Genomic DNA, 25,288 nt, shown 5'->3' with positions numbered 1-25,288 from the left:
CACGACGACTGCCTCAATTCACCAGACCATCGCGCAGGGCAAAGACGACAGCCTGCGTGCGGTCCTCAACTCCAAGTTTTTGCAAAATACGATGAACGTGCGTCTTTACCGTCCCTTCCGATACGGAGAGCGTGGTGGCAATCTCCATGTTGCGTTTGCCATACGCCATCTGCTGCAAGACCTCGATTTCACGCTCGGTCAATGGCTCAGCCAACCCCTCCGATGCAGTCACAGACTTCTTTGGTTGCACACCTGGCCCCAGTGGCACCCCCCTCGTCTCCACTTCTTTGACTTCTTGCGGCGATTGGTGAGAGACTGCACGGGCTAATGCCCGCGCTGCACTGGCGGTGCGATACACTGCCTCGCCGCGCGCCGCCCGACGGATGGCATCGAGCAGTTCGTGCACATCCGCATCTTTGAGCAAATACCCCACCGCGCCTGCCCGAATGCCATCAAACAGGTTTTGTTCGTCGTCAAACGTTGTCAGCAACACAATTTTCGCAGGCGATCCGCTAGTTACAATCCTACCTGTCGCTGCAATGCCATTTTGTTTCGGCATGCGAATATCCATCAGGATGACGTCAGGACGCCTTTCCGCCGCTTCCATGACAGCCTCATCCCCGTCCGCGGCTTGGCCGACAACATTCAGGTCGCTCTGCGCACTAATCATGTAAGCGAGGCCTTGACGAATCATCGCCTGGTCATCCACTATCAAGACACGAATTGTGCTGGACGGTTCGATTAGAATGCGCCTCCATTCAACGGGAGTTTGGCACGGACGCGCATACCGCGCTCTAGCGCGTCATTGAACTCTACTACGAGGTGACCCCCTAATTCCTTGCAGCGCTCCTGCATGTGCTTCAATCCAAACCCAAACGATACTGGCGGATTGCCCGTATAACATCCATCATCTTCGATGGTTAACGTCACCTCATCGGACACCTCCAGTACCGTCACCACAACATGACGCGCGTTCGCGTGTCGCAATACATTGGTCAGCGATTCTTGAAGCACTCGATACAACGCAATAGAAACGTCACGCGACCAAGAGTCTGACTGCTGCAGGGGCGCCTCGAACGTGCAAGAGATTCCCCCGCGGCGCGCAACCTGTTCTGCCAATCCTCGCAAAGAAGAAAGTCCAAGACCAGCGTCCTCGTCACTCCACTGATGCACAGCTAAGCGCACATCAGACACCGCCTGTCGAGCCACGGCCAACATGTCTGGAACATGTTCTGCCGCCATTTGCGGATTCTCTGGCAACATCATTTGTAACGATTGCAGCTGAATGACCAGAGACGTCAAAAGATGTCCGACACCATCGTGGATGTCTCTCGCGATACTGGCTCGTTCGGCGAGCGCTGTCGACTGCATCGCAAGTATGGTCGTGTCCAACAGTTCTTCGTGTGTGCGGCTCAGTTCAGCATGGGCTTCCTTCAACTGCTCATGCGCCTGGAGAAGTTCCTTCAAGCGCCGTTGATCGATCTCGTGAGCTTCCCGACGCAGTCGTGCGCCAAGAAAGCCTAAATAAATTCCAACTTCTGAGACAGCGTATCCGACGTTGGCGCCAAACTCCCCATCCCTGCTCAACAAAGTAGCGGCAACCAGACCTGCGACAAACATCATCGCCCATCTCGTCTTCATCCCATCTCGCACAAGAAACCCAGGAAACGGTAGTAACAATGCCAGATATTCAGAATTCATGCCGAATAGATTGATGAGAACAAGGATACCAAGAGCGCCTAGAGCCGCTATCAAACCAAGGATAACCGGAGTGCGCCAATGCCGAGGCATCCAGACAAGGCCCATAAAAATGCCTAAATAAATCCACACCACGGTTCGGTAGTCCCCAGTCCCACTGGGAAAGGACCATGCCCCGTAGACTGCCAGCAGAGCCAACGTTCCGATGAACTGACGGCTGAGCTTGCGGCCACGACGAATCGCCGCCTGGTTTTGCAAGGGTGTATTCCCCCTGTGTCGTCATGGGGACTCCTCCTGACCAAAGTGTGGTCCGAAATGTCCCACGGCGTTTCTACCGCAACGGTACCCTCACTTCTGATAGGGCGGCAACCTTTGCGAACAATCCCCATTTTATCATGCCTGACAGGTGGCTGAAGCATCCAGCACAACATGCTATCTCAACACCATCATTCTACCCATAGGTAGATAAGACTCCCCCAAAAGACCCATCCAGCGGTAGACGACACTTTTTTGCTGATCTTCTAAAATCATCACTGTGACATTATCTCCAGTACATCCTTCCCCCCTGAACTGCAACAGGCGACAGTGTCGGAGATTCCCATTCCGTTCAAGGAGGCGTCATTCATGCCCAACATACCATCGGACATCGTCGGTCTCGCAGTACTCGTATACTTCATTGTGCGTCAGATCACGCCAAAGCGACCGAGTCGCTTACGATTTTATTTTCTTCCGGCCATCGCTCTGTTTTGGGCATATCAGTCGCTTCCGCACCCGGTGCCCGCCGTGCAAATCTGGACCACGGTGATTTCAATCGGGGTGTCGATCCCGTTTGCCATCTTACAAGGATTCTTCACGCGACTCTATGAACGAAACGGGGTCTGGGTCATACAAGGGGACTGGCGATACCTGGTGAGTTGGCTAGTGATTTTTGCTCTTCAAGGAATCATTGCCGTCTTCTCACATCAGACAGCCATCGTCACCTGGGAGATTGCTTTGGGCGTGGCTGTTGTCTGGGGAGCGCGTTCGGTCGTGCTTCATCTCCGATATCCAGCTCTGAGGGAAATTCTTGCGAGAAAATCGCGAAATTAATGGGTGAGCACGCACCCGCTGAACTCAGGTCCTCTTTATTCAATGTGGGAGGGACGACGTGGTACCGCGTCGTCCCTCCCACACCTACTTTCAGTGCACTTACACCAACGCCACGTTGGCATGTGTTTCAATGTTAGTACCGAGATCGAACCTATCCGCATTCATCACTTTCACCCACACGGCAATAAAGTCACGGACAAATTTCTCGCGATTGTCGTCTTGCGCATAAACCTCCGAAATAGCGCGCAACATGGAATTGGAACCGAGGAGGAGGTCGATGACCGTGGCCGTCCATACGCGCTCTCCCGTTGCCCGGTCATATCCTTCATAGATACCACTCTCCGTGGGCTTCCATGAAATCCCCATGTCGACCAAGTTAACAAAGAAATCATTGGTCAGTTTGCCAACTGACTTCGTCAATACGCCATAGGAAGTACCTTGATAGTTCGCACCCAACACGCGCAACCCACCGATTAAAACCGTCATTTCTGGGGCAGTCAAACCCAACAACTGCGCCCTATCAATCAGAAGATTGGCTGCATGTGCCCGGTATGGCTCGGGAATATAGTTGCGAAAACCATCAACTACCGGCTCTAGTACGGAAAAACTCTCCACATCCGTCTGTTCTTGAGTCGCATCCCCACGCCCCGGAGCGAACGGAACAGACACTGGATACCCTGCATCACGTGCGGCTTTTTCCACCGCAGCAGTGCCACCCAGCACTATCAAGTCGGCGAGGCTTATCTTCTTTTCCAAGCCTGCTTGAATGCGCTCTAGTTCGGCAAGTACTTTTGCGAGTTGATCCGGTTGATTGACTTCCCAGTCTCGTTGTGGCGCGAGCCGGATTCGCGCACCATTCGCACCGCCCCGCATGTCGGAACTGCGGAACGTGCTAGCGGCCGCAAACGCAGTGGTCACCCATTCGGAAACGGTCAGCCCAGAGTCTAAAAGAACCGCCTTCAATTCTGCAATCTCCGAGTCGGAAAGCATGTAATCTACGGCTGGAATGGGGTCTTGCCAGTCATATTCTTCCTCGGGAACTTCCGGGCCAAGATAACGCGTTCGCGGTCCCATATCGCGGTGCGTCAATTTAAACCATGCTCGCGCAAATGCGTCGGCAAACTGGTCCGGATGTTCATGAAAGCGCCGGGCAATCTTTGCATATTCCGGGTCTTCGCGCAAAGCGATGTCGGTCGTCATCATCATCGGCGGCACGCGTTTCGAACGGTCTTCTGCATCCGGTGCAAAATCACTGTCTGCCAGGTGAATGGCTTCCCACTGGTAGGCCCCAGCCGGGCTTTTCGTCAATTGCCACTCGTATCGGAATAAAAGGTCAAAGTAGCCATTGTCCCACGCGGTTGGATGAGCCGTCCAAGCACCTTCAGGGCCGCCTCCAATGGTGTCGCGACCATGTCCACTCCCGTAGCTGCTCTGCCAACCCAAGCCCATGGCCTCCACCGGGGCCGCCTCCGGCTCGCGCCCTAAAGCAGACGGATTGCCCGCACCGTGCGACTTTCCAAAAGTATGTCCTCCAGCAATCAGGGCGACCGTTTCCTCATCATTCATCGCCATCCGCTTAAAAGTTTCGCGAATGTCGCGCGCACTGGCGAGCGGGTCCGGCGTGCCGTTAGGTCCTTCCGGATTGACGTAAATCAGACCCATCTGCACGGCAGCTAATGGATTTTCAAGGTCCCTATCGCCGGTGTACCGTTTGTCGCCAAGCCACTCCGACTCCGGCCCCCAGTAAATATCTTCTTCTGGATGCCAAACGTCTCTGCGGCCCGCTCCAAAGCCAACCGTTTTTCCGCCCATCGATTCTATCGCAACGTTGCCCGCCAGAATCATCAAGTCAGCCCACGAAATCTTATTCCCGTACTTTTTCTTGATAGGCCACAAAAGCCGACGTGCTTTGTCCAAATTGACATTGTCTGGCCAACTGTTGAGAGGAGCAAAGCGCTGCGAGCCAGACCCAGCACCGCCTCTGCCATCGCCAATGCGGTAGGTGCCGGCCGAATGCCAAGCCATGCGAATGAACAACGGCCCATAGTGTCCATAATCTGCTGGCCACCAGTCTTGACTGTCGGTCATCAAACGGCGAAGGTCTTGTTTCAAAGCGTCATAATCCAATTCAGAAAATGCTTCTGAATAGTCGAAATCCTTGTCCATCGGATTCGATTTGGTGTCATGCTGGCGCAAGATATGCAAGTTTAATTGATTAGGCCACCAGTCTTTATTCGATGGACCTTGAAAAGGATGCGCAGAAGGACTGGCATGCATGACGGGGCACTGACTCACGTTGGCGCTCTCTTTGGCTTCCACAAAATTTCTCCTCTCGACTCTAGATTTTATTTAGACTTATTTTAAATATAATATATGCCTAGGATGAAGCCTCGTCAAGGTAGATATATGCTGGATGTCGTTCATTCCTTCATCCGTTCCGCCGATTGCCCAAACCGTCTCTCCCAAACGTCAGGATTGACGAGATTGGGAGGTCTTCGCCCAGAAAAATAAGCGATGATGTTGTCAACGGCTGTGAGCGCCATGTTCTCTCGCGTTGCTACCGTCGCGCTTCCTATGTGTGGTAGCATGACGACGTTCGGGCGCGACAGAAGCGGATGGTTTGCAGGCAAAGGTTCCTCTTCATAAACATCGAGGCCCGCTCCTGCAATCCACCCGCCGTCCAGTGCCTTCATCAGCGCAGATTCGTCGAGAACCGCCCCACGCGCGACGTTGATGATCCAAGCATTGCGCTTCATCCTGCAGAGCTCATCTTCTCCGATGAGATGAAACGTGTGCTTGGTCAGTGGCGTGAGTAGAACCACAAAGTCTGATTCACCCAACAGTTCTTCAAGAGACGCGCGGTAGACTGCGCCAAGCGCCAACTCTGCGTTCGGCTGCCGTCGCCGATTGTGATAGACAATGGTCATCCCAAACCCCAGCGCGCGGCGAGCAACCGCCTCTCCAATTCGACCCATGCCCACAATACCGATAGTTTTTCCATAGACGTCCGATCCGACCATTAAATCGGGCACCCACTTCTGCCATTGTCCGCTTTTCACGTATGCGTCTGCTTCCGGAATGCGACGGGCCGCTGCCATCAGGAGCGCAAAGGCCAAGTCTGCCGTGGTTTCCGTCAGAACACCCGGCGTGTTCGTACCAGACACCCAGTGTGCTTGCATTGCAGCGAGATCGAAATTATCAAAGCCTACGGCAATGTTGCTCACCACTTCCAACTGGGGCGCCGCCTCGAGGAGACTTTCCCGCACCGAGATTTTTCCGTAGCAGACCATGCCCTTCGCACCCCGCAGACCGTCTGCGAGTTCCGTTTGAGTTGGCTCACTGCGCAGGTCGCGATAGATGACCTCGCAGGTCGCGTGCAGTCGATGAAGTGCCTTATCTGGAATGGTATGGGGCACAAAAACAGTTGGTTTCGTCACTGTAGTGAACCTCCCGCGAAGTGTCCTATGTGCGACAACGGATAACACAGACCGGAATGTCATTCACAGTCTTGCACATCTTGCTGCAAAACGGATAAAAGATGTTCTTGGAACACTTTTCGGCGCATGCTGAGCATGGTCAGCAACAACTGCTCGTCCCAACTGGAGCGCCTCGTTTCCGACGCGAGGAGACATCATATGCGACAATCGCTCGCACATATGCCGCGATTCTCTCCAACATAACAGATTCCATCAAGAAGGGCTGGTGAACGCTCGCGTGGCCGCGACTGCCTTCTGCCAACCAGCATACCTACTCGTCCGCCACGCCGCATCACCATTCGGCAGATACGTTTGCGCAGCATGCCAATGTTTCTCGATTTCCGAGCGAGATGTCCAAAAACCCACGGCCAGTCCGGCCAAATAGGCCGCTCCCAGCGCAGTCGTTTCGAGGACCTGTGGTCGCTCGACAGGTGCGCCAAGGAGATCACTCTGAAATTGCATGAGAAAATGATTGGCAGCGGCTCCCCCGTCCACGCGCAGAGTGCCAAGCGCAATCCCCGCGTCTTGTTCCATGGCCTGCAACACGTCCTTTGTCTGGTAGGCGAGCGATTCGAGCGTGGCGCGCACGACATGCTCTTTCGTGGTGCCTCTCGTCAAGCCGAACATCGCGCCGCGCGCATCACTGTCCCAGTGCGGCGCTCCCAGTCCGACGAAAGCAGGTACAACATAGACGCCGTCGCTCGATGCTACTTGCGTCGCATAGCGCTCACTGTCTGCGGCAGAGGGAAGCATCTCCAGACCATCTCTGAGCCATTGAATGGCCGATCCCGCTACAAACACGCTACCTTCCAGCGCATACTCGACTTGGTCTCCTAGGCCAAACGCGATGGTTGTCAGTAGACCGTGACTGGACTGAACTGGTCTTGTGCCCATGTTCATCAGCAGAAAGCACCCGGTGCCATACGTGTTTTTCGCCATTCCGGCCGTGAAGCAGGCCTGTCCAAACAGCGCGGCGTGCTGGTCTCCAGCGACTCCAGAAATCGGTATCTCCAAACCGAAAAAAACGTCCGAATTCGTGGACGCATACACCTCAGACGAGGAGCGAACCTCCGGCAAAATCGCGCGGGGAATGGTCAAAGCAGCCAGAAGTTCGTCGTCCCAAGCGAGACTATAAATATTGAACATCAACGTCCGTGACGCATTCGTATAATCCGTGATATGCATCCGTCCGCCGGTCAACTTCCACACAAGCCATGAGTCGATGGTGCCAAACAAAAGTTCTCCGGCTTCCGCCTTTTCGCGCGCGCCATCCACATGGTCCAAAATCCATTTCACTTTCGTTCCTGAAAAATAGGCATCCAACCGTAAACCGGTTTTTTCTCGAAAGAGTCCATCCAATCCTCGTTGTTTCAACACGTCGCAGATACCAGACGTCTGTCGAGATTGCCAAACAATCGCAGGATAAACAGGCACTCCCGTTTGTTTGTCCCAGACGACCGTCGTCTCTCGTTGATTCGTGATGCCAATCGCTGCAATCTTTGACACACAATCTGGATGCAACTTGAAAAGGCTCGACACCACTTCGACTACCGATGTCCAAATCTCCTCGGGGTCTTGCAAAACCCAGCCCGGCTGAGGGAAGATTTGCCGAAACTCTCGTTGCTGCCCATCCACCATTTCACCGAAGCGATTGAACAAGATGGCTCGAGAACTCGTGGTGCCCTGGTCAATCGCGAGAACATACTCGTCTCTCAAGTCTCTACTGACCCCCCATTCGACTGGCATCATCTTTGAGTGGAACAAAGCACTCAGCATCATCGACTCGCACATTGCCGATTCGCCCACTCACAGGGTACGCATACAACTCTGGCATGTCATAGTGCAGTGCAAACTGTTGCATCTCCGACGCATCCGTACAGTCGGGACGAAGCCATGCGTCGACCTGGCTCGCGCGAAGGACCGCTGGCATGCGGTCATGGATGTGCGCCATCCACGCATTCGCCGGGCGCGTCAAGATGGAGCAACTCGCTCGCTCCCCGCCGTCTGCTCCGCGCCACACGTCATACACCGCCGCTAAGGCGAACACTTCTTCACCCTGTACTCGAATTCGGTAGGGCTGCCGGGACCCTGTCTGCCACTCGTAAAATCCGTCCGCCAACAAAACCGCTCTCTGCCGTCCCACCAGCCTACTGTAAAGACGCTTTTCCAGCACCGACTCAGTACGTGCAAGATGCGTCGCGTAGCGGCTGGTGAAAGAGTCCGACCAAGGTGGAATGAGTCCCCACCGCATGGTTTGAAGGGTCCGTTGTCTTTCCGCGAAAAAGACGACGGGCACTTCCGTGGTTGGTGCGATGTTATACCTTGGAGCATAGTAAAAGTCCATCGAATCGAAGCCAAATTGCGGAAGCAATGCCGCCCAATCGGTCACCGCCAATGAAAAACGTCCACACATCCGCACCTCACTCCTCAGCCCCCGCAGCCCGCTTACTTGTTCGTTTCTTGACCATCCTGAGAGGCCAGAGCTTGCAGCCATTCCGCCGTCCGTCGAAGTGTCTCGGTGCGACAGAAGTAGTAGTGCCAGATGCCTTTTTGCTGGTGACCCACCAGCCCGGCTTGACGCAGAATCGTCAGATGACGTGATACCGTCGACTGCGGCAACTTCAGGACTTCACTCAAGTCCTGAACGCAGATTCCTGTCACCCGCTCGCCGTCCACGTGGCAAAAATACTGGTCTTGCTGCAAAAGTTGAACGAGCGACCTCCGTATCGGATCCGCCAATGCTTTGAACACTGCTTCCACATCCAAGGGCTGCTCAGTTAGGGCTTGTGTTGCATATCCTCTGACTATTTCCACTAAAATTCCCCTCTCAATTCTCATCCCTGAGGAGGCTTTGCCACAGATAATAGGTAGCATAGCTACGCCAAGGAGCCCACACCGATGCAATCTGGCGAATGTCCGCTTCTTTTGGGCGATCCGCCATGTGATACAGCCTCTGCACTGCATTCTGGATTCCAATGTCAGCTGCTGGAAGAATGTCGGTGCGCCCCATTCCAAACAGCAAAAAACATTCCACGGTCCACCGTCCTACACCGCGTAGCGGCATCAGGACTTCGTACACATCCTCATCGGGCAAGTCACGGAGCTTCTCCAAATCTATCGCTCCACTCGCAACATGGCGCGCAAAATCAATAACGTACTCTGCTTTACGCTGGCTAAACGCCAGTTCCCGCAAGCGCGGATACGTCCATTCCGCCACCGTCTTTGCACTCGGAAACACCGGCAAGGTTTGCTGCTTCCAAACCACGCGTTCATCGCCCAACTGCACCAGTCGCTCCATCAGCGTTGCCGCAAACGAAAGATTGAGTTGCTGGCCGATGATGGTACGTACCATCGATTCAAATAAATCCGCATCTTGAATGGGCCGAACACCGTACAACCGCTGAATCAATCCTGCCCATTCTTTGGACACCGAAACGGTCTCATAAAAATCTTGCAGATTTCGCTCCAAAGAAAACATTTGCGTCATCCGCTGGAGCAATTCATCCCGTTCGTCTTCCGCCAGGTCATCCGGATATTCCAGACAAAGTTCGGGACCGTCTACCGAACCAACACTTCGCACCGTCACAGGACAAACCCGAGACCTAAGGCGCACCGCCCTCGTATACGTTCCGGAGTTCGCGTCAATGAGGATTAACGAAGATGGTCGCGACATCGGCCGTCGCAACATCTGCAGAAAGTCGAATGGTGCTCGAGGAGTCAAAATTACCTTCATCACAGTGGTCCTTTCACAAACGGAGTGTACCCCTCCATAGTCATTCGAAAGAGACAGTTGACCGATGCACACAGCACACTGTTCACTTCGTGCAATCCGTCCGCCTAGTGTGAGCCGCAACCTCCGCTTTTACCATAACTGGTTTCAGACTAAGGGAAAGGCAGGGACAATTCAAGGGTGAGATTTGCAACCTATGGGTTATGGATTCCGTCGCCAACCGATATTCTGAATGTCATGTGTTGTCGCCCGTAGGCTAGCCTAGCCTCGACGCGTCGCGATTCGAGAATTTTCAACTTACGACTGTGTCCCAAACAACACTTTGTCAATCTCGTTCGTTGTCTAGATGTCGGTACCTGTTAACGGCGGTTCACGGAAAGGGGGTGAGAGCACGACTTTCGAGGAACTTTATGAGCTTCATAGGCCGTCTCTGCAAAGATTCGCGCTGGCACTGACTAGAGATCCGGATAGAGCAGACGATCTCGTTCAAGAAACATTCGTTCGTGCTCTCCGCCATCTATCGCGACTTGCCGAAATGGACGATGGGCACCTACGGGGCTGGCTCTTCACGGTCCTCCGAAATGTAAAGAGAGATGAAGACCGCCGAACGCGATTTATCGTCGATTACCCCTACGCTTCACATTTCCCGATGGAAGCAGGTGTTTCCGATTTATCCAATCATCTTGAATGGACCGACCTATTAAACCGCCTACCGGCAGAACTGCGTGCTATTCTCGTACAACGATATTGGAACGGACTCAATAGCCGCGAGATAGCAAAGCGTACAGGGACAAACCCCTCAACGGTGCGTAGCCAAGTACGTCGAGCCATTCAGATGCTTCAAACCGAAATGACGAACGGTGAATACGGAACTGGAGGAGATGTTTGATTATGGGTCGTATCCTTCGAAATATTAACGTATTGGACTTATCGGCAACGGACGAGACTAGCCTCAAAGATGTCGTGTCCATCGAAAACGTCAATTTGCTTCTCTCTAAGCCAGAATTAGGACCCGCACTGAGCAAGATTTCTATGCGTAACATCAACCAAACTGTGGAGGGTATTTCTAACATTCGGATGGTCAACGGCCGTTGCGAAATTAGTGCAACTGATGCGCCTCCTTCAGAGCCCAGCAATATAATGATTAACGGCACTCTTGTCATACAGCCCGATGTTACAGAGAAAGCTCTTTCTGAACAAATTGGTGCTCTCCTAGTCAATGGTAGCGTGGTGTGCCCAAAACGCTTGGAAGGAGCACTCAGGTCGAAAATTCACCATTTAAACGGTGCCATGAATACCTACGCGAACGGGGCAACGACTCTGCTGCACAATGCCACTTTTGATGCGGTCTTCGTACGCCTCCTGAAACCTGGTTCGAGAATTGTGGCCGTCGGAAAGTCGCAACTGCTCGCACATGTCGACACCGCGATTCTCAGAGAAAAAATTGATTTCGTCGAGTTTCATGGGCGCGTCGCGATTCGAGAGGATATCCTTGAAGTCTTGGCGGACTGCATTCAAAATCCTCAACACGCCAATTTTTCAGTCGTTCCTGAAACTGCCATCTATTTTCCGGAAAGCACAGACTTAGATGGTGCTCTGCTCTCCCGACATTCCCGTCAAATTCTGTACGTCAATGGCGATGTGCACGTCTGTGCAGATGTATCTTCCGCAACACTAGAGACATCCGTGTCGAAACTACTTGCGACTGGTCAAATTTTCTGCCACCCAGAAGTCCAGAGTACCGTGCAGCGTTTATGTGAGTTTGACGCGAAAATTGTGCTTATTCGCGGAAAATTGGTAAGAGTCGATGATGAAGGGAAGTTGACCACGAGTGAATTGGAACTTTCTCAATCTGAAGGTGGAATGACCCTTGTGGTAGGAGGAGTTTTAGAGATTGCAGACGACGTAAATCCAGAACTGTTGCTCGCATCCGTCCATTATGTCGACAATGAAGGGGTGATCCTCGGTTCGGAAGCACAGTGTGCTGCCATCCGCATGAAATTACGTAGCAACAATGGATTGATAGAACAGAAAGAGGCAGAACTCGGAACGGACCAAGCTACCGACCCGAACGCACTACCGGACTCCAATCAGTATGTTGAAAATGTGAATATCCTGAAACTATAGACCGTAGCCCCAGTGCAACTATGTATTGAAGTGCGTACACGCTTGCCCAACCGACTTCCAGTAGCCGACCAGACCGTTCTGATGAAGAGGAGACGCCCGCAGACGTCTCCTCGGTATGGAGCCCTCAAGGTACATAATTCATGACAAGCAATTCCTCCACATGCCCACGCTTTCCTGCATCGGAATTGATGGCTGGATTCGCTGCAATCGTCACTATCGTGTATTTCTGATAGAGGTCGCGCATGAAGGGCGTGGCTGAGTTGCTGAGGAGCACCTTGCAACCACGCTGGTCCAGCTCTTCGAACACGTGTCTCAGTCGAACTTGACTCTGTGCGTTGAACCCCCTCAAGTCATAGCCTGTGCGCATCTTCCGCGCTGTAACATAAGGTGCTAAGTGAATTTTTGTAGGGAAGTTATTCGTCTGAGTCGAAATATTCCCCTTAGATGTTGCGTACCAAGGAGAATTTGCAGTTGCTCGATGCTCTTAATCTTACAAACAAGGAGCTCGGCTCAGGTCCTATCTGGTCCTGGATGATTGACCGACTCGGTTGAGTCGGCAAGGTGGATGAGCTTGTTGGGGTTGGGGTTGCGCCTAACGACTGTCGACTTTCCGCTGGCCAACGAATCAAAGCACTATTTGGTCAACATCCTGACGGACCGCAAGGCCTTTTTTAAAGTTCAAGGGCCCTGTGACGAATACGACATCCAATCACGTGTAAGCCCGAACGTCACGGCGGATGCTCTGAATGAAACGACGCTCTTGGACGGGCCCGGAACGCAATTCATGAGGATGAGATGGACAGTGTGCTGACTATGGCCTCATTCTCGACGCTGGACTTTGCCTCTCTGTGCCCTTAGACCATCTGCATGGAGATACCACGTCCATGCCGTTCCATGGCCGCTATCGGAATGTCCTAAACGACCAGGATGACGAGGAAGACGCTCATTTTCGGATTTCAAGGGCTATTCAAAAGACCACAGGCCCGACTTGAAACAAATCATTTTCGGGTATGGTCACCGCACACGAAATCCCTTCCTTGGCCAGCCCTGAGAACGGGAACCTCATCGACAAGAACTGGAATGTGCAAACCATTGTAAAGTTGACTGACACTCTTGCGGAAGAGAAACTTCGCCAAATCCTCTGTACCGCGAATTCTGCGGCGGTCACGTCGAAGAACCTACGGTTGCTCCACGAACACGATGTTCGCTTTATCTCACGTTTACCGAACACATTAGCCATGTGCGACAAGGTAAAGCACAGGGCGCTCGAGAGAAACCACTGGGAAGTCGTTGGCAGATTGGGAGAGCGCAAGGACACAGCTATCTACCGCATCCAGTCGTTTCACGACTGGGACGATGGTTCACCTCCGTTGGGTGCCCATCACGAAAGTGCTTCTTAATAGTGTTTTTTTGGAGTGCCTAGCTTCCCTAGCAATCTCTCTCCAGCCCTTCTCTTGAGCCGCTAGACTTTGTAGTCTAATCACAGACCCACCTCGTAACAATTGGATTCCCTTTTCGACACCATGCAACGGTTATCAATCAGGGTATTCAACACAGATGGGTCATTTTCATTCCGGTGTCACTGGGTCAATTCTAACCCGGTGATCACATTTTCGTAAAAAACGCCTAGCTTCAGACAGCCAAGGTGAGCGACCACAGCAGGCTTTGGATGGACGAAGAAGTCGTTGAAATAACCAGACTCTCCATGTAGACTAGTAGAGGCTCGAACATACGTTTTATTAGGTGGTTAGCATTTTGGCTAAGAACAAATTACTTCAGCCATTTGTCAAATGGGCAGGCGGCAAACGCCAATTGCTCGAAACTATACGTTTATATATTCCAAAGTTCACCACTTACTTTGAACCTTTCGTAGGTGGGGGAGCTGTGTTGTTTGACATTCAACCTAAAAAGGCTGTTGTAAACGATATTAATTCTGAATTGATCTCCGCATATAAAGTCATCCGTGATGACATTGACGAGTTAATTAAGCATTTGTCGGCACACAAAAATGAGAAGGAGTACTTTTACGCGCTTCGAGAGTTAGATCGAACACCAGGTTATAAAGCCTGGTCATCCGTTCAGCGCGCTTCACGACTGATTTACTTGAACAAAACATGTTATAACGGACTCTTCAGAGTAAATAACCAGGGTCAATTTAATGTTCCATTCGGAAACTATAAGAGTCCGAATATCGTAAATGAAGTTGTATTGCGAGCCGCCCACCACTATTTGTCAACTTCAGATATTAAGTTTCGGAACACTGATTTTGCCGAGGCTGTCGCTGACGCTAAGAGAGGAGATTTTGTTTACCTAGACCCGCCCTATGACCCTGTTTCAGATACCGCTTACTTCACCGGTTACAGCTTAGACGGTTTCGGTAGAGAGGAACAGGCTCGCCTGAAGAGGGTCGTTGACGATCTTGATGAACGTGGATGCAAAGTGCTCTTGAGTAACTCGTCTACTGATTTTATTAGAGATTTATACAAGGGTTATAAAATCATAACCGTCAAGGCCAGTAGGGCAATTAATTCGGATTCGTCGAGGCGAGGGAAAGTCGATGAAATTCTCGTTATGAATTATGGGGAGTAAAAACAACGAGGCTTGGGAAGCCTTATTCCAGCGATTCAACATATTGCGTGAGGTTCGCAGGACTGGCCTGTTTGAAATTGACGCGAAAACGATCAAGACGGTTCGAGAACCACGTTTGATGAGCAAATTCGACCACAAGACGAATCTTCCCGAAATTTTCAAGACTAATGGTCTAGCCATTCTGCCAATCACGCGTTCCAGATATGTCATTGGTGAATTCGACGCATATCAAACCGTAGCTTATAATCCACAGATTGAACCGACACCAATTGCATTCCCCGATACCATCACATCCATTCAACCATCAAATTTATATTCCGAGAGCGTCGCCCTTCATTGTGCGTACGTTTCTGGAATGGTAGATCATCTCTTGGCGGAGATCGCTTATCCGACTATCTCTGGTCGCATGTCTTCTAGGGATTTTGACTTCCTGATCAAAAGCAATGGTTTTGCTGAACATCGGATCTCCGTCTCAAAATCTCAGATCGAAATCGATGCAGGCTATGAATCCGAATCGAAGTTCGTGCTGATTGAGGCGAAAAACGAGTCAACTAGCGACTTTTTGATTCGTCAATTATATTATCCATATCGTCTCTGGACCGACAGGCTTACCAAAGAAATAGTTCCAGTATTTTTTACCTACTCTAATGACGTTTTCTCATTTTTCGTTTATAAGTTTACCCATCCCCATCGTTACAATTCATTACGGCTTGTGTTTCAAAAGGATTATGTCCTCAACCATGAGGACATCAAGCTCGATGACATAATTGAGATTTTATCGATCACCAGAGTTGTTCGAGAGCCACGACTACCGTTCCCGCAGGCTGATATTTTTGAACGTGTCGTGGACTTACTTGGGATATTGGTGGATACTGATATGGAGAAAGATGATATCACGGCGAACTACGCGTTTGACGAACGCCAAACGAATTACTACACTACGGCGGGTATGTATCTTGGTCTCATCGAAAAGTTTCAAGATACAGATCGTGTCATTCGATTTCGGCTGACACGAAAAGGCCATGGCATTATGCGCAAACCATATAAAAACAAATACCTGGGTTTAGCATCTTGTATCCTTGAACATGACATTTTTCAGCGCGTTCTAAAGGAGTACTTTGAGATTGGACATCCGTTAAACCAGGATCGCATCGTCAAACATATGAGAGATTGCAATCTATACAGAGTTAGTTCAGAAAGCACCTACTACAGAAGGGCTCAAACCATTTCAAAGTGGGTAGATTGGATTTTAAGTCTGCAGTCATTATAAATGACCCTGCAGTGATGGTTCGATATTACTCTAGAACCTGTAGTTCACTGTTTATAGTATTTTAAATCGGGAGTAATTTGTCCTGAGATATACCTGTCATTTGTAGCTGCTCAGCTAAATGTGTCGACGCCGGATTTGATTTGACCCACTTCGGCAAAGCTTTTGTTGCTTGTCAAGACAATGCTTTCGTGTTCATAACGGGTTCTGACGAGTTAGAAGAATGAGTTGGTTTCTTCCGGCCCAAATGGCCAGTATCCGACTTCATCCATCACGAGCAGCTTTGGGCGCAAGTATTTACGCATCCGAATGTCGAGTTTGTTCTCTGCGTGTGCCCTCCGTAGGTCGTCGTTGTAGGTTCATTAATCCATTCTCGGATCAAATCCAGGTCTTCCTGGCTGAAAAAACGTGGTAGGTGCCTTTTTGTGCGGGGAATTAACTCGAACCTAGCTCCTTTCCACAGTCTCTCATTCTGACATGTCTTAGTGTAGCATGAAAATCCTGTGCTCCTTCGCCAATGCCTGTTCCACCCATCGCGTGTTGACATTCGCGATTCGCCCGACCGCTTCTATGCAGTTAGCCATCGGGCGATCGCGATGAAAACAGGGAGACAGCGAGCTAATTCATTCCATTGTTGCTCATCGGCATGAGGACCGCCGAACGTACGACGGCAACCGCAGCCTGGTCGATTTGGACTGGCTGTTGCGGATTAAATTTGCCATTCTTGTCAAGCGCGAACAGCTTTAACCCGATGGCCATCGCCACGGCAGCGCGATCGTTCTTTGAGACCTGCTGCTTGGCACTGTCCGGCAGCGTGAAGATGTCAGACTCTTTGAGCAATGGACCATCCCCGAGCATTTTCAGCAACAATTGGGACGCATCCCATCGGCTGATGAATGCATTCGGATGAACCACACGATTGCTTGGCAACCAGCCCTCCTCCAGCGCTTGACGAATGGTTTGATACGCAGGATTCGATTTGGATGTGCCCGACAGCGCGTGATGCAACTCGGTAACCGACAAGGAATTCTCCGGAGAAAAGGGTGAAACAAGGGCTCCCATCACTAATTTTACGAAAGCACCGACGGTCATGGGTTGATGCGGATGGACATTCCCATGCGGCCCCACCTTGAGAAGCCCGTGTTCAACCAGTAGGCGAATTTGTGCGCCCCCTTCCACGTTCTTCAGGTCACGAATACTCGAAGTGAGCGAACTGGCGTTGGCAGAGCCCACAAAATGACCCGTCAGCGCGTCCAACGAACCCGTTCCACCCGTTGTCGTCATCGGAACATAGAGCAGGAGAATTTTTCGACTCGACGCAGGAACCTTGCCGCCAGTCTTGGCGACCTTGTACTGAATCTGCGTCCTACCATAAACCAGTTGTAGAGGCCGATGCGTCAGCCATACTTGTTCTGCATCGTCGAGAGAAATGGCATGCTCTGGCGATGGGAAATTTTTCATGTGACGAGGGACACTCAGTGAATACTGCGTAACTTGTCCAGTTGTCCGATTGACACTGAGATCATTGAATGACTCGACGGGAATCCCATGAACAAGCCAGTCAAGGTCATAATTGGCGACTTTATTCCCATTAGGAACTCCCGCATTTCCGGGAACAAGAGCGATGGCCCCTGTGTCTTCCGGAAGAGCCTTTTGAAGAAAGCGAATGGCGACTTTCTCGGCTTCTGCTTGGGTCAGCGGTGCCTTCGAAGCAGACGTCGTTGCCTTCGTCTTTTGCTTCTTTGTAGAAAGCGGCGCCAGTGGGAGTGATTTGTTATAGCGACTAGCATCGACGACCAGTCCGCGCGTGGCATCCACTTGTGCATACACATGGCTATCTCCGCTTAGATTCCAAGAGAAGTTCCACTCTACATTGCCGTGTTCCAAGCTTCGAGACGTGTACGAAGGTGTGACCGTTGATGGCACGTTCAGCAACTGCTCGGCGTGCTCTAACGACTGTGTCATGGTCCAATTGGCGTGAAGAGTGTCCGGCAAAACGGAAGGCCCTCCAGGAACGACGGGTTTCAAGGTGGAAACAGCGGGAAGATGAAGCGTTTGTCCGTTCGACTCGACTAGGTGTCCATTCTTGGCGTCAATGGCAAACGTGGGATTTGGAAATTGTGCATTATTGTACTGGAAGTTCCAAAAAGTAAAACTGGGAACCTTCATCGGTTTATAAACTAGGCGCCAGTGACCTTCACCGGACGCAGAAAAAATTTGCTCATAGGCTAAATGCAGCCCGAGATTCTGCTTGTAGATAGCTTGCGCCTGTTTTTCTGACAGAACGTGCTTGGAACTCGGAAAGTGGGCATCCGTCCAATTCGTATTGACACTTTGGAAATGTCCGTGACCTCCAATGAGGACGTCCAATCCGTCGAACGGCGCCGGAATACCGTTTTTAATTCGCTCGAAATTGAAGTTGTACGTAATGCCATAGGAAAGTGGTCCAGAAACAGGTGTTAGGGGTACGGACCGAACTTTGTTCGAGACCGTCGGATACATGCGCTTTACCAAGCTCAGAGCAATGCCTTTTGCTTGTTTTTCGTTGACCGGAATTGGAAACTGAAAGTGATTCGTCGGACTGGAACGGTATACGCTGACGATACTGCCGGTTGTTGCGTTGACCGTGACCGATTCATTTTGCATAGATACGCTGTTGTCGCTTTCATCCGAAAACGGTTGCCAAGTAAAATAGTATGTGCTCTCGCCATAGACTTGGTTGGCATTGTACGAAGCCTGAGTGAGAACCCATGTCTTTGGAATCGCCACCCGCTGCTCTGCAAGTTGTTCCGCTTTCTTCATCGAAATTCTTGAGGTGGGGGCCTTTGTCGCAGTTGCGGCCAGCGCTACTGGCGGAGACGCGGCACACACCGCCCCCATCGCCAACGATGCCGCCACTGCTGCCGATAGATATACCCGTCGCTTCATCCATAGACTCTCCCTTCGTCTCATCGGTCACGAGGTCTTGCCTAGAAGTACACCGATGAGACGACAGGGAGCAGCAATATGTTTCAAAGTTGCACAAAAAATATTTTTAGAGATGACTGTCAAACTGGCGCAGAATGTCCTCCCGGTGCGCCAATATCCCCTCTACTACGGAAATTGAGTGTTCATGAAGCTCGAGGAGGGCCTGGAGCAAATCGCGATCGGCCGATTCCAATTCGATGAACAACAGGCGATTATCAGCCCGGCCATGCCCAATGATGTCATTCGGTGGAATCGCGGCACCTTGAATGCGCACCCGCAACGCATCGACCTGCTGAAGATAACGCTCGAGTTCACGAACAGCCTGTAACCCATCCATCGGCGGATACGGATTGTCTCGGGTCGGCTCCGGTAAAGCTCGACGGAGGCGACTCAGTTCTGACCGAAGGTGGTCCGAGTAGGCCGCCAACGCCTCGTCGCAGGCATTACGAACCGCTTGGCTGCGGTCGCGAGCCCCATTTTCGGGTCGAGCTGGATTGTACGTCCATGCGTTCAGAATGCCTCGCAGGAGCGTGGTCGACGCAGACGGCGGCGCCATCTGGACGCCGTAGCGGACAAGGTCACTCATGGTCTTTCGGCAACTCCAATGGAGTGCTTTGCAGGGCGGCCATCTGCGGATTGCCGACGAAATACGGCTGCCCGACCGCCATGTTGGGCGCCGAGACAATGCCGCGCTGCGCCATTAACATCGCAGTGTAGTAGCGCACTGCGTCGATTTCGGAGAGGCCAAACGCCCGCAGCGAAATCAGTTCTTTCATACGCTCATCTTTCGGAAAAATCAGCGCCTTCACGTCGTTCAGCGTGAGCCCATAGACTTTTAAAAATTCCTGAAGATGGTCTTTAACCAACTCTAAAATTTCCGGCATGCGCTCATTGACACGCTCGAGTTCCGTAACCTGGACGATTTTGTTGATGGACTGTTCAATAACGGGAGCTGCGTAGGCATTGACCTCTTTAATGGTCACGTAGTGACCCGCAATCGGCATGCGTTGCACGAGATGCAAGGCATCATCTTTCGAATCCACGTGAACATAGCAACTGACGTGGTAGCCCATTTCCGCCATTTCTCGTGAATAGGCCACCCCTTGCACTTCGAGAATCAGCTTGGCTCTGTTGATGTACAACACTTCATACTGCCAGGGACTGGTGCCGCCAAAAAATGCTTGTTGAAACACGCCAATAATGGGCCGATCCGGTGTAGAAACCGTATACTGCCCGGTTTCGTACACGTTCAAAATCGCGCCACGCGACTTCAACACGGCAAAGTGATTGCTCTCACAGGTCAGTAGCGAACCATTGATGATGCTGTTGTCCGGGTAGTGAAACACCAGTACATCCGGCCCCATCAGCTCTTTGCCGTCGTTGCTCAGCGTGCTAATGACTTGCCTTACTCCAGCCATCGTCGTTCCTCCATTCTGCAATGTGCGATAGATGTCGATCCGAGCATCCAAAACACTGCGGATGTCTGAATGCGCTATAGAATAAGATTCTCTTTGTTCCATCTATTCCCTCTCAACTTCGACTCATGGCCGGAGAGAAATTTTTCCGCTATGATGGCCTTAGTCTCGCTCCGAGGAGGGCTTCCATGTTTGACATCCGCAGGCTTCACAAAGAAGAATATGCGAAAGCTGCCGCGTTAGCCGACCGAACGTTTCGCGATGATACGCAAATCTCTATGGCAACGGCCTTCCCAGCCCTATTCTCCGCACATCTGGGACAAGGCTTTGGCGCGTTTGAACATGGCGAGTTAGTCACGTTTCTCGGCATCATGCCTTACTGGATACACGTTGACTCAGCCCGCATTCCCGTCTATGCCCTCGGCTCTGTCTGTACCGACTCCCGTTATCGCGGCCGCAAACTGGCCTCGCAGGTCCTTGAAGCTGTATTAGACCACGCGCGGGCCGCGGGAGCGCCGCTTCTCCTCATCTCTGGCGACGGCCCGCTCTACCGTCGCATTCACTGTGCGCCGTTCGGCGTGGCCTATGCTCATCGACTGACTGCGCCAAACCACCTTCGGCGAGACGGCGGCCATACTGCGGGCAGAGCCGATTGGCAGATTCGCGAACTCAAGCCGACGGACTGGTTTCGCGTGCACGCGCTGGCGAGCGCTCGTGCGGTGCGCTATGAACAAAGTTTGGTCGATCTCGCTACTGCCATTGCATCCAACCCGCTGGCGAGTTGCGCGCACAGTGTGCACCATGCGCTGGTTGCCGAACAGGACGGAGAAGTACGCGCCTTTGCCGTATTGGCTGTGCCCTACCGAGAAGACGACGAAGCGCCTACCGTGGTCACCGAGTGGGCGGGGGACGCTGCAGCATGTGCAGCCATCTTTCATCACATTCTCTGCAAAGGCACACAACAAAGACCGCTCCAACTCTTCCTCTCCGAGTCCGAGAACGACGCACTTGCACCCTTTCTCGAGACGATACAGGCAGAGCGGCAACGAAACCAAGGGACCGTTTGTATCCTCTCTGCCGAAAAGCTCTTTGCCGACCTGAAGCCGTACTGTCAGGCGCGAGACACCGAGTTAGCAGCCACCCTTAGCGCCAAACCGGCGGACGCTAACCGAACTACACTCACCATCGGCGAACACACGCTGACTGTGACTCCCGAAGAACTCGTCGCGTTCGTCTTTGACACAGGCACTCCACCCAACGAGCATGCGCCCATTTCTCATTGGTCCAGCGAGATTGAAATCCTGCGCCAACGCCTGTTCCCTCTTCCATTTCCATTCACGGGAGGTCTGAACTTCATTTAAGGTCCAAGCGTACGGGCGCCCCGTCCCGGGCGGACTGATAAGCAGCAAGTGCAACCTCGAGGGCCCTCAGCCCGTCGAGTCCAGTCGCCGACGGACGGCGGCGAGTCCGTACCGACGTGAGAAAGTCGAGCACCAAATTCAAATCCGTGGAGTCCCCATAGTGGTCGTGGCGGTACATGCGCGAACGGTCATCGTACCAGTCTAAGTGCTCGGCAAACGCGTCGACTCTCAAAACCCCGTCCGTACCAATGAGTTCCAACGTCACATCGCCCCAGGTCGGATTTGACTTTGGACGCGACCAACTCGGGTCGTGCATGGCGATGACGCCGCTCGCAAACTCGAACGTCAAGAGTCCGCAGTCTTCCGTCGGAATGTCGGAAAAGCGTGTGCCCACTTCCGCGTAAACTTCACACACTTCGGAACCGACAAACCAGCGCATCAAGTCGAGCACGTGAACCGTGTGGTCAAGGACCGCACCCCCGCCGGAAAGAGCGGGATCGACAAACCAACCTCCCGGATTTTGCCCGTGATTCGTACCTCGCATCGCGACCAATCGGCCCATTTGACCGGCATCCAAGAACTGCTTTGCACGGCGGACGGGCGTGCTAAATCGGACCGGGAAAGCGGTGGCGAGTACAATCCCAGACGCCTCTGCAACTCCAACCATTTTCCAGGCGTCAGAGAGCGTGGTGGCAATCGGCTTTTCGCAAAGAACGTCCACGCCGCGCTGTGCCGCCAGCAAGACGCTCTCGAGATGCTTCGTGTTTTCGCTGCAGACAAGGATGCAGTCCGGGCGTGCATCGAGTAGCTCGACGGTACTGGGATAATACCTCAACCCGTAATCCTGAACGACCGACTGTGCGCGCATCGCGTCATCGTCCGAAAATCCAAGGACTTCGACACCCGGAATTTGTTTCAGGCAATGAAGGTAAGAATACGCGTGCATGTGTGCAAAACTGACCATCCCTACGCGCAAGAACATCCACCCCCAAGCGTCACTGCGCACCCGTTCGTTGCGGATTCGCAGAGAGCGTTGCTGATGCGCAGAGCCTCACGCACGTCCTCCTCCGACATTTCTGCACTGGGTCCCGTCTCCATGGAGAGCAGAGAAGGGGCCGACTGAGGCGGCCAAACGTAAGCCTCCAACCCTGGCGGTGCGCCACTCCGGTGACGAAGAAGTCCTTCGGAGCCCGCAATCTCAAACTCTCTCTGCAACCCTGGCGGATACGCCCACGACGCTTCTGCAGAAGCGATGACACCCGTGGCAAAGCGAAGGCTGACAAAAGCGTGATGGACCCGACGTTTCTCGGAAACGCCCCGATGTTTCGCATAGACGCGCTCTACTTCCCCGAAACACCAACGGAGAAAGTCGAAATCTGGAAGCATCCACTCAAAGATGGAAACCTCTTGTGGAGCCGTGTCACCCGAAGGCGTCTGAACATCCCAGGGGCAGGCACCACCGCAAAACGTATAAACCGTCCCAATTGTACCCAATTGTCCTGTGACCACCCGTTCCCGTGCCAACGCGTATTCGGGTAGGGCGCGCAGTGACGGATTGGCGAGGTGGATGCCTGTCATCGCGCGTCTCCTCTCGCCGTGTCTTCAGAAACGTGGCCACTGCCTGTGACCGTCGCGACGAGCGGACGAAGGACATCGAGGCCACGCTCAATTCCGCTGAGGTCCGGTTCTCCTTCAAATTCAATCGACAGCGTGCCATCGTAACCAAGTTGCGACAACCGCGCCACAATCTCTGCGATTGGCACTATACCTTGACCGAGCGGCACGAAGCGATAGCGTCGTCCATCCGTGCTGAGCAGTCCTTCGTCCGAGCTCGAGAGGGCAAAATCTTTGACGTGAACGTGACCGATGACGTTGCGAAGACGCTCGAGCGCGGGCAGCGGATGGTCTGCGACCAGCAAAAAATTTCCCGTGTCAAAAGCACACGTCAGATACTTCGAGCCCACGTCTGCCAACAGGGCTTCCACTTGTTCGCTGCGACCGGCGAGTTGGCCATGGTTCTCAAGCACGAGTTGAACATCAAATTCTTCCGCCAATTGTGCCGCCGCACGCAGTCCCTCTACCACCCATTCGCGAGCCGCTGCAAAGTCGATGCCGGGGGCGACATTGCCGGCGAAGATTCGCACAGAGCGAGTCTTTAGCGCATTGGCCATCTCGAGTCCAGCGCGCACGCTCGATAGACCTGCTTGGCGCACCGAGGCATCGGGTGAGGCGAAGTCGTTGTGGACGTCATAGGCGGAGACCGTCATTCCGTACTCTTGCAGAAACGCGATGGTCTCCGGTAGCTCCTTGTAGACATCCAGCCAAAACAAATCGAGCAGTTCCACGGAGGAAATGTTCTGTTGCCGGCAATATTCCAAAAAATCGCGTACCGCCCACCCGTCCCTGCCACAACGGCGGTGAACACTGTACATGCTCAGACCGACGTTCATCCTCGGTGCCCCCTCTCATCCACTTTGCGGACTTCAAAACCCACGCTGGCCGACCGCTGAATGGTTTCCAGCATCTCCACCACTTGCACACCCTGCTGCACCGTGGACAGCGGCGATGTTCCGTCCTGCAGGCAGTCGATAAAATGTCCAATCTCATCCTGATACCACGAGTTCCCGTCCACAGACAGTTGCGACTCCGCCAGAAATCCTGCCTGTTCGCCAAAAACACAGAGTGGAGAGAGGGAAATCCCCCCTTTGCTTCCGAACACCTCGACTTGGAGGGCGTCGTCTTGCCGACCGTTGAGGGCCCAACTGACTTCTAGCTGAAGGGCCGATCCGCCCTCAAACCGCACGAGTGCCGCCGCAAAGTCCTCGACATCAAAGATGGCGTTGTCTTGATTCGCCGCATCCGACGATTTCCAGCGGTCCACCATTTTCGTATCGTAGCGCCCAATTCCCTTGACCAGAATTCCAGAAGCAGAGGCCAGCGTGGGTTCACCCATCAGCCACCACCCTAAATCCAGCGCATGCACCCCGATGTCCATCAGCGTCCCGCCACCCGACTTCTGGCGATTCGTGAACCAACCCGCCGGCGTTCCGCGCCGGCGCAAAATGCGCGCCTTCGCATAGTAAATTTCACCGAGCGCTCCGGAGCGAACGACTTTGTGGAGCGCCTGCGCTTCGTTCCGGTAGCGGTGCGTCATCCCAACCATGCATAAGCATCCCGTCCGATTTGCCACTTCCTCGACCCGTCGCGCATCGGCGAAGCGGGTGGCCAGCGGCTTCTCCACCAAGACGTGAATTCCCCGCTCCATCGCAGCAATCGCGAGGGGCACATGACTCTCATTGTCCGTGCAGATGCTGACAGCTTCAACCTCTTTGGCGTCAAACATCTGGAGCGCGTCTCCATAGATTCTCGTCATCCCATACTCCTCGCCGACGGCATGCGCCCGTGTAAGATTAACATCGGCCACTGCAACGAGATCGACATCGGGATGATCCCGATAGAATGGCAAGTGCCCAAGCTTTGCTATCGATCCCACTCCAACCACGCCCACACGCCACTGTTTGCTCATCTGCCAACCTCCCAAAGTCTACGTGTCACCCTGCCACCCTGCG

Annotated in this window: 22 protein-coding genes and 2 pseudogenes; 7 read left to right on the top strand and 17 right to left on the bottom strand. The window is 52.8% G+C overall.

Annotation, left to right across the window (positions count from 1 at the left end):
* Window positions 1-13 precede the first annotated feature (13 nt).
* Window positions 14-742 carry a response regulator transcription factor gene (locus tag M4I36_RS06260; RefSeq protein ID WP_258110887.1) on the bottom strand — a complete coding sequence of 243 codons (729 nt, stop codon included), beginning with the start codon at window positions 740-742 and terminating at the stop codon, window positions 14-16.
* On the bottom strand, window positions 742-1,956 hold the full coding sequence (locus M4I36_RS06255; RefSeq protein WP_258110868.1) for a sensor histidine kinase: 1,215 nt from the start codon (window positions 1,954-1,956) through the stop codon (window positions 742-744). Before M4I36_RS06255 ends, M4I36_RS06260 begins: the two co-directional genes overlap by 1 nt.
* 366 nt (window positions 1,957-2,322) lie before the next feature.
* On the opposite strand from M4I36_RS06255, the gene M4I36_RS06250 reads away from it, so the two are divergent.
* Window positions 2,323-2,787, top strand: coding sequence for a hypothetical protein (locus tag M4I36_RS06250; protein WP_258110867.1), 465 nt, complete (start codon window positions 2,323-2,325; stop codon window positions 2,785-2,787).
* A 99-nt stretch (window positions 2,788-2,886) separates the two neighbouring features.
* On the opposite strand, the gene katG is transcribed toward M4I36_RS06250, so the two are convergent.
* The 6 genes from katG to M4I36_RS06220 form a co-directional block, all read right to left on the bottom strand.
* Window positions 2,887-5,082, bottom strand: coding sequence for a catalase/peroxidase HPI (gene katG / locus M4I36_RS06245; RefSeq protein ID WP_258110886.1), 2,196 nt, complete (start codon window positions 5,080-5,082; stop codon window positions 2,887-2,889).
* 125 nt (window positions 5,083-5,207) lie between these two features.
* Window positions 5,208-6,224: a 2-hydroxyacid dehydrogenase gene (locus M4I36_RS06240; protein WP_258110866.1), complete on the bottom strand. Its 1,017-nt coding sequence runs from the start codon at window positions 6,222-6,224 to the stop codon at window positions 5,208-5,210.
* A gap of 252 nt (window positions 6,225-6,476) precedes the next feature.
* Window positions 6,477-7,979: a glycerol kinase GlpK gene (gene glpK, locus M4I36_RS06235; RefSeq protein ID WP_258110865.1), complete on the bottom strand. Its 1,503-nt coding sequence runs from the start codon at window positions 7,977-7,979 to the stop codon at window positions 6,477-6,479.
* 4 nt (window positions 7,980-7,983) lie between these two features.
* On the bottom strand, window positions 7,984-8,676 hold the full coding sequence (locus tag M4I36_RS06230; RefSeq protein WP_258110864.1) for an SOS response-associated peptidase: 693 nt from the start codon (window positions 8,674-8,676) through the stop codon (window positions 7,984-7,986).
* Between the two features lie 32 nt (window positions 8,677-8,708).
* The gene (locus M4I36_RS06225; RefSeq protein WP_258110863.1) at window positions 8,709-9,077 is read right to left on the bottom strand and encodes an ArsR/SmtB family transcription factor; all 369 of its coding nucleotides are present in this window, start codon (window positions 9,075-9,077) and stop codon (window positions 8,709-8,711) included.
* Between the two features lie 13 nt (window positions 9,078-9,090).
* Window positions 9,091-9,849, bottom strand: coding sequence for a DNA-3-methyladenine glycosylase family protein (locus tag M4I36_RS06220; protein WP_258110862.1), 759 nt, complete (start codon window positions 9,847-9,849; stop codon window positions 9,091-9,093).
* A gap of 490 nt (window positions 9,850-10,339) precedes the next feature.
* On the opposite strand from M4I36_RS06220, the gene M4I36_RS06215 reads away from it, so the two are divergent.
* Both M4I36_RS06215 and M4I36_RS06210 read left to right on the top strand, forming a co-directional pair.
* Window positions 10,340-10,882, top strand: a complete 543-nt coding sequence (locus M4I36_RS06215; protein WP_258110861.1) for an RNA polymerase sigma factor — start codon at window positions 10,340-10,342, stop codon at window positions 10,880-10,882.
* Window positions 10,883-10,884: 2 nt separating this feature from the next.
* On the top strand, window positions 10,885-12,120 hold the full coding sequence (locus tag M4I36_RS06210; RefSeq protein ID WP_258110860.1) for a hypothetical protein: 1,236 nt from the start codon (window positions 10,885-10,887) through the stop codon (window positions 12,118-12,120).
* A 124-nt stretch (window positions 12,121-12,244) separates the two neighbouring features.
* Here the strand turns inward: M4I36_RS06210 and M4I36_RS06205 are convergent, their stop codons facing one another.
* On the bottom strand, window positions 12,245-12,520 hold the full coding sequence (locus M4I36_RS06205) for a DNA adenine methylase (protein ID WP_258110885.1): 276 nt from the start codon (window positions 12,518-12,520) through the stop codon (window positions 12,245-12,247).
* Window positions 12,521-12,591: 71 nt separating this feature from the next.
* Between M4I36_RS06205 and M4I36_RS16985 the strand changes: the two are divergent.
* From M4I36_RS16985 to M4I36_RS06190, 3 genes and pseudogenes are all read left to right on the top strand, one after another.
* Window positions 12,592-13,481 (top strand): annotated as a pseudogene (locus tag M4I36_RS16985) (DUF4277 domain-containing protein); the annotation flags it as partial.
* Between the two features lie 394 nt (window positions 13,482-13,875).
* Window positions 13,876-14,709 (top strand): DNA adenine methylase, encoded by an 834-nt coding sequence (locus tag M4I36_RS06195; RefSeq protein WP_258110858.1) that lies wholly within the window; start codon window positions 13,876-13,878, stop codon window positions 14,707-14,709.
* Window positions 14,699-15,979: a type II restriction enzyme gene (locus tag M4I36_RS06190; RefSeq protein WP_374985605.1), complete on the top strand. Its 1,281-nt coding sequence runs from the start codon at window positions 14,699-14,701 to the stop codon at window positions 15,977-15,979. The genes M4I36_RS06195 and M4I36_RS06190 overlap by 11 nt, the downstream gene beginning before the upstream one ends.
* A gap of 212 nt (window positions 15,980-16,191) precedes the next feature.
* Here M4I36_RS06190 and M4I36_RS06185 read toward each other — a convergent pair.
* From M4I36_RS06185 to M4I36_RS06170, 4 genes and pseudogenes are all read right to left on the bottom strand, one after another.
* Window positions 16,192-16,311 (bottom strand): annotated as a pseudogene (locus M4I36_RS06185) (ATP-binding protein); the annotation flags it as partial.
* A 283-nt stretch (window positions 16,312-16,594) separates the two neighbouring features.
* Entirely contained in the window at window positions 16,595-18,904 is a 2,310-nt protein-coding gene (locus tag M4I36_RS06180; protein WP_258110856.1) for a YcdB/YcdC domain-containing protein, read from the bottom strand.
* Between the two features lie 106 nt (window positions 18,905-19,010).
* A complete protein-coding gene (locus M4I36_RS06175) occupies window positions 19,011-19,529 on the bottom strand; it encodes a hypothetical protein (protein ID WP_258110855.1) in 519 nt (172 codons plus the stop codon).
* Window positions 19,522-20,463 carry an SPFH domain-containing protein gene (locus M4I36_RS06170; protein ID WP_258110854.1) on the bottom strand — a complete coding sequence of 314 codons (942 nt, stop codon included), beginning with the start codon at window positions 20,461-20,463 and terminating at the stop codon, window positions 19,522-19,524. Before M4I36_RS06170 ends, M4I36_RS06175 begins: the two co-directional genes overlap by 8 nt.
* A gap of 83 nt (window positions 20,464-20,546) precedes the next feature.
* On the opposite strand from M4I36_RS06170, the gene M4I36_RS06165 reads away from it, so the two are divergent.
* The gene (locus M4I36_RS06165) at window positions 20,547-21,719 is read left to right on the top strand and encodes a GNAT family N-acetyltransferase (RefSeq protein WP_258110853.1); all 1,173 of its coding nucleotides are present in this window, start codon (window positions 20,547-20,549) and stop codon (window positions 21,717-21,719) included.
* On the opposite strand, the gene M4I36_RS06160 is transcribed toward M4I36_RS06165, so the two are convergent.
* From M4I36_RS06160 to M4I36_RS06145, 4 genes are read right to left on the bottom strand one after another with little or no spacing between them, the layout of a single operon-like run.
* Window positions 21,712-22,695 carry a Gfo/Idh/MocA family protein gene (locus M4I36_RS06160; RefSeq protein ID WP_258110852.1) on the bottom strand — a complete coding sequence of 328 codons (984 nt, stop codon included), beginning with the start codon at window positions 22,693-22,695 and terminating at the stop codon, window positions 21,712-21,714. The genes M4I36_RS06165 and M4I36_RS06160 overlap by 8 nt on opposite strands.
* Window positions 22,686-23,297 carry a Gfo/Idh/MocA family protein gene (locus M4I36_RS06155; protein WP_258110851.1) on the bottom strand — a complete coding sequence of 204 codons (612 nt, stop codon included), beginning with the start codon at window positions 23,295-23,297 and terminating at the stop codon, window positions 22,686-22,688. The genes M4I36_RS06160 and M4I36_RS06155 overlap by 10 nt, the downstream gene beginning before the upstream one ends.
* Window positions 23,294-24,169, bottom strand: coding sequence for a sugar phosphate isomerase/epimerase family protein (locus tag M4I36_RS06150; protein WP_258110850.1), 876 nt, complete (start codon window positions 24,167-24,169; stop codon window positions 23,294-23,296). Before M4I36_RS06150 ends, M4I36_RS06155 begins: the two co-directional genes overlap by 4 nt.
* Window positions 24,166-25,245, bottom strand: coding sequence for a Gfo/Idh/MocA family protein (locus M4I36_RS06145; RefSeq protein ID WP_258110849.1), 1,080 nt, complete (start codon window positions 25,243-25,245; stop codon window positions 24,166-24,168). The genes M4I36_RS06150 and M4I36_RS06145 overlap by 4 nt, the downstream gene beginning before the upstream one ends.
* Window positions 25,246-25,288: the final 43 nt, after the last annotated feature.

This window comes from Alicyclobacillus sp. SP_1 (assembly GCF_024706985.1).
Taxonomy (GTDB): Bacteria; Bacillota; Bacilli; order Alicyclobacillales; family Alicyclobacillaceae; genus Alicyclobacillus_I.
Note: the sequence above shows the minus strand (reverse complement) of the source record. Positions and strands in the feature narration are given on the sequence as shown.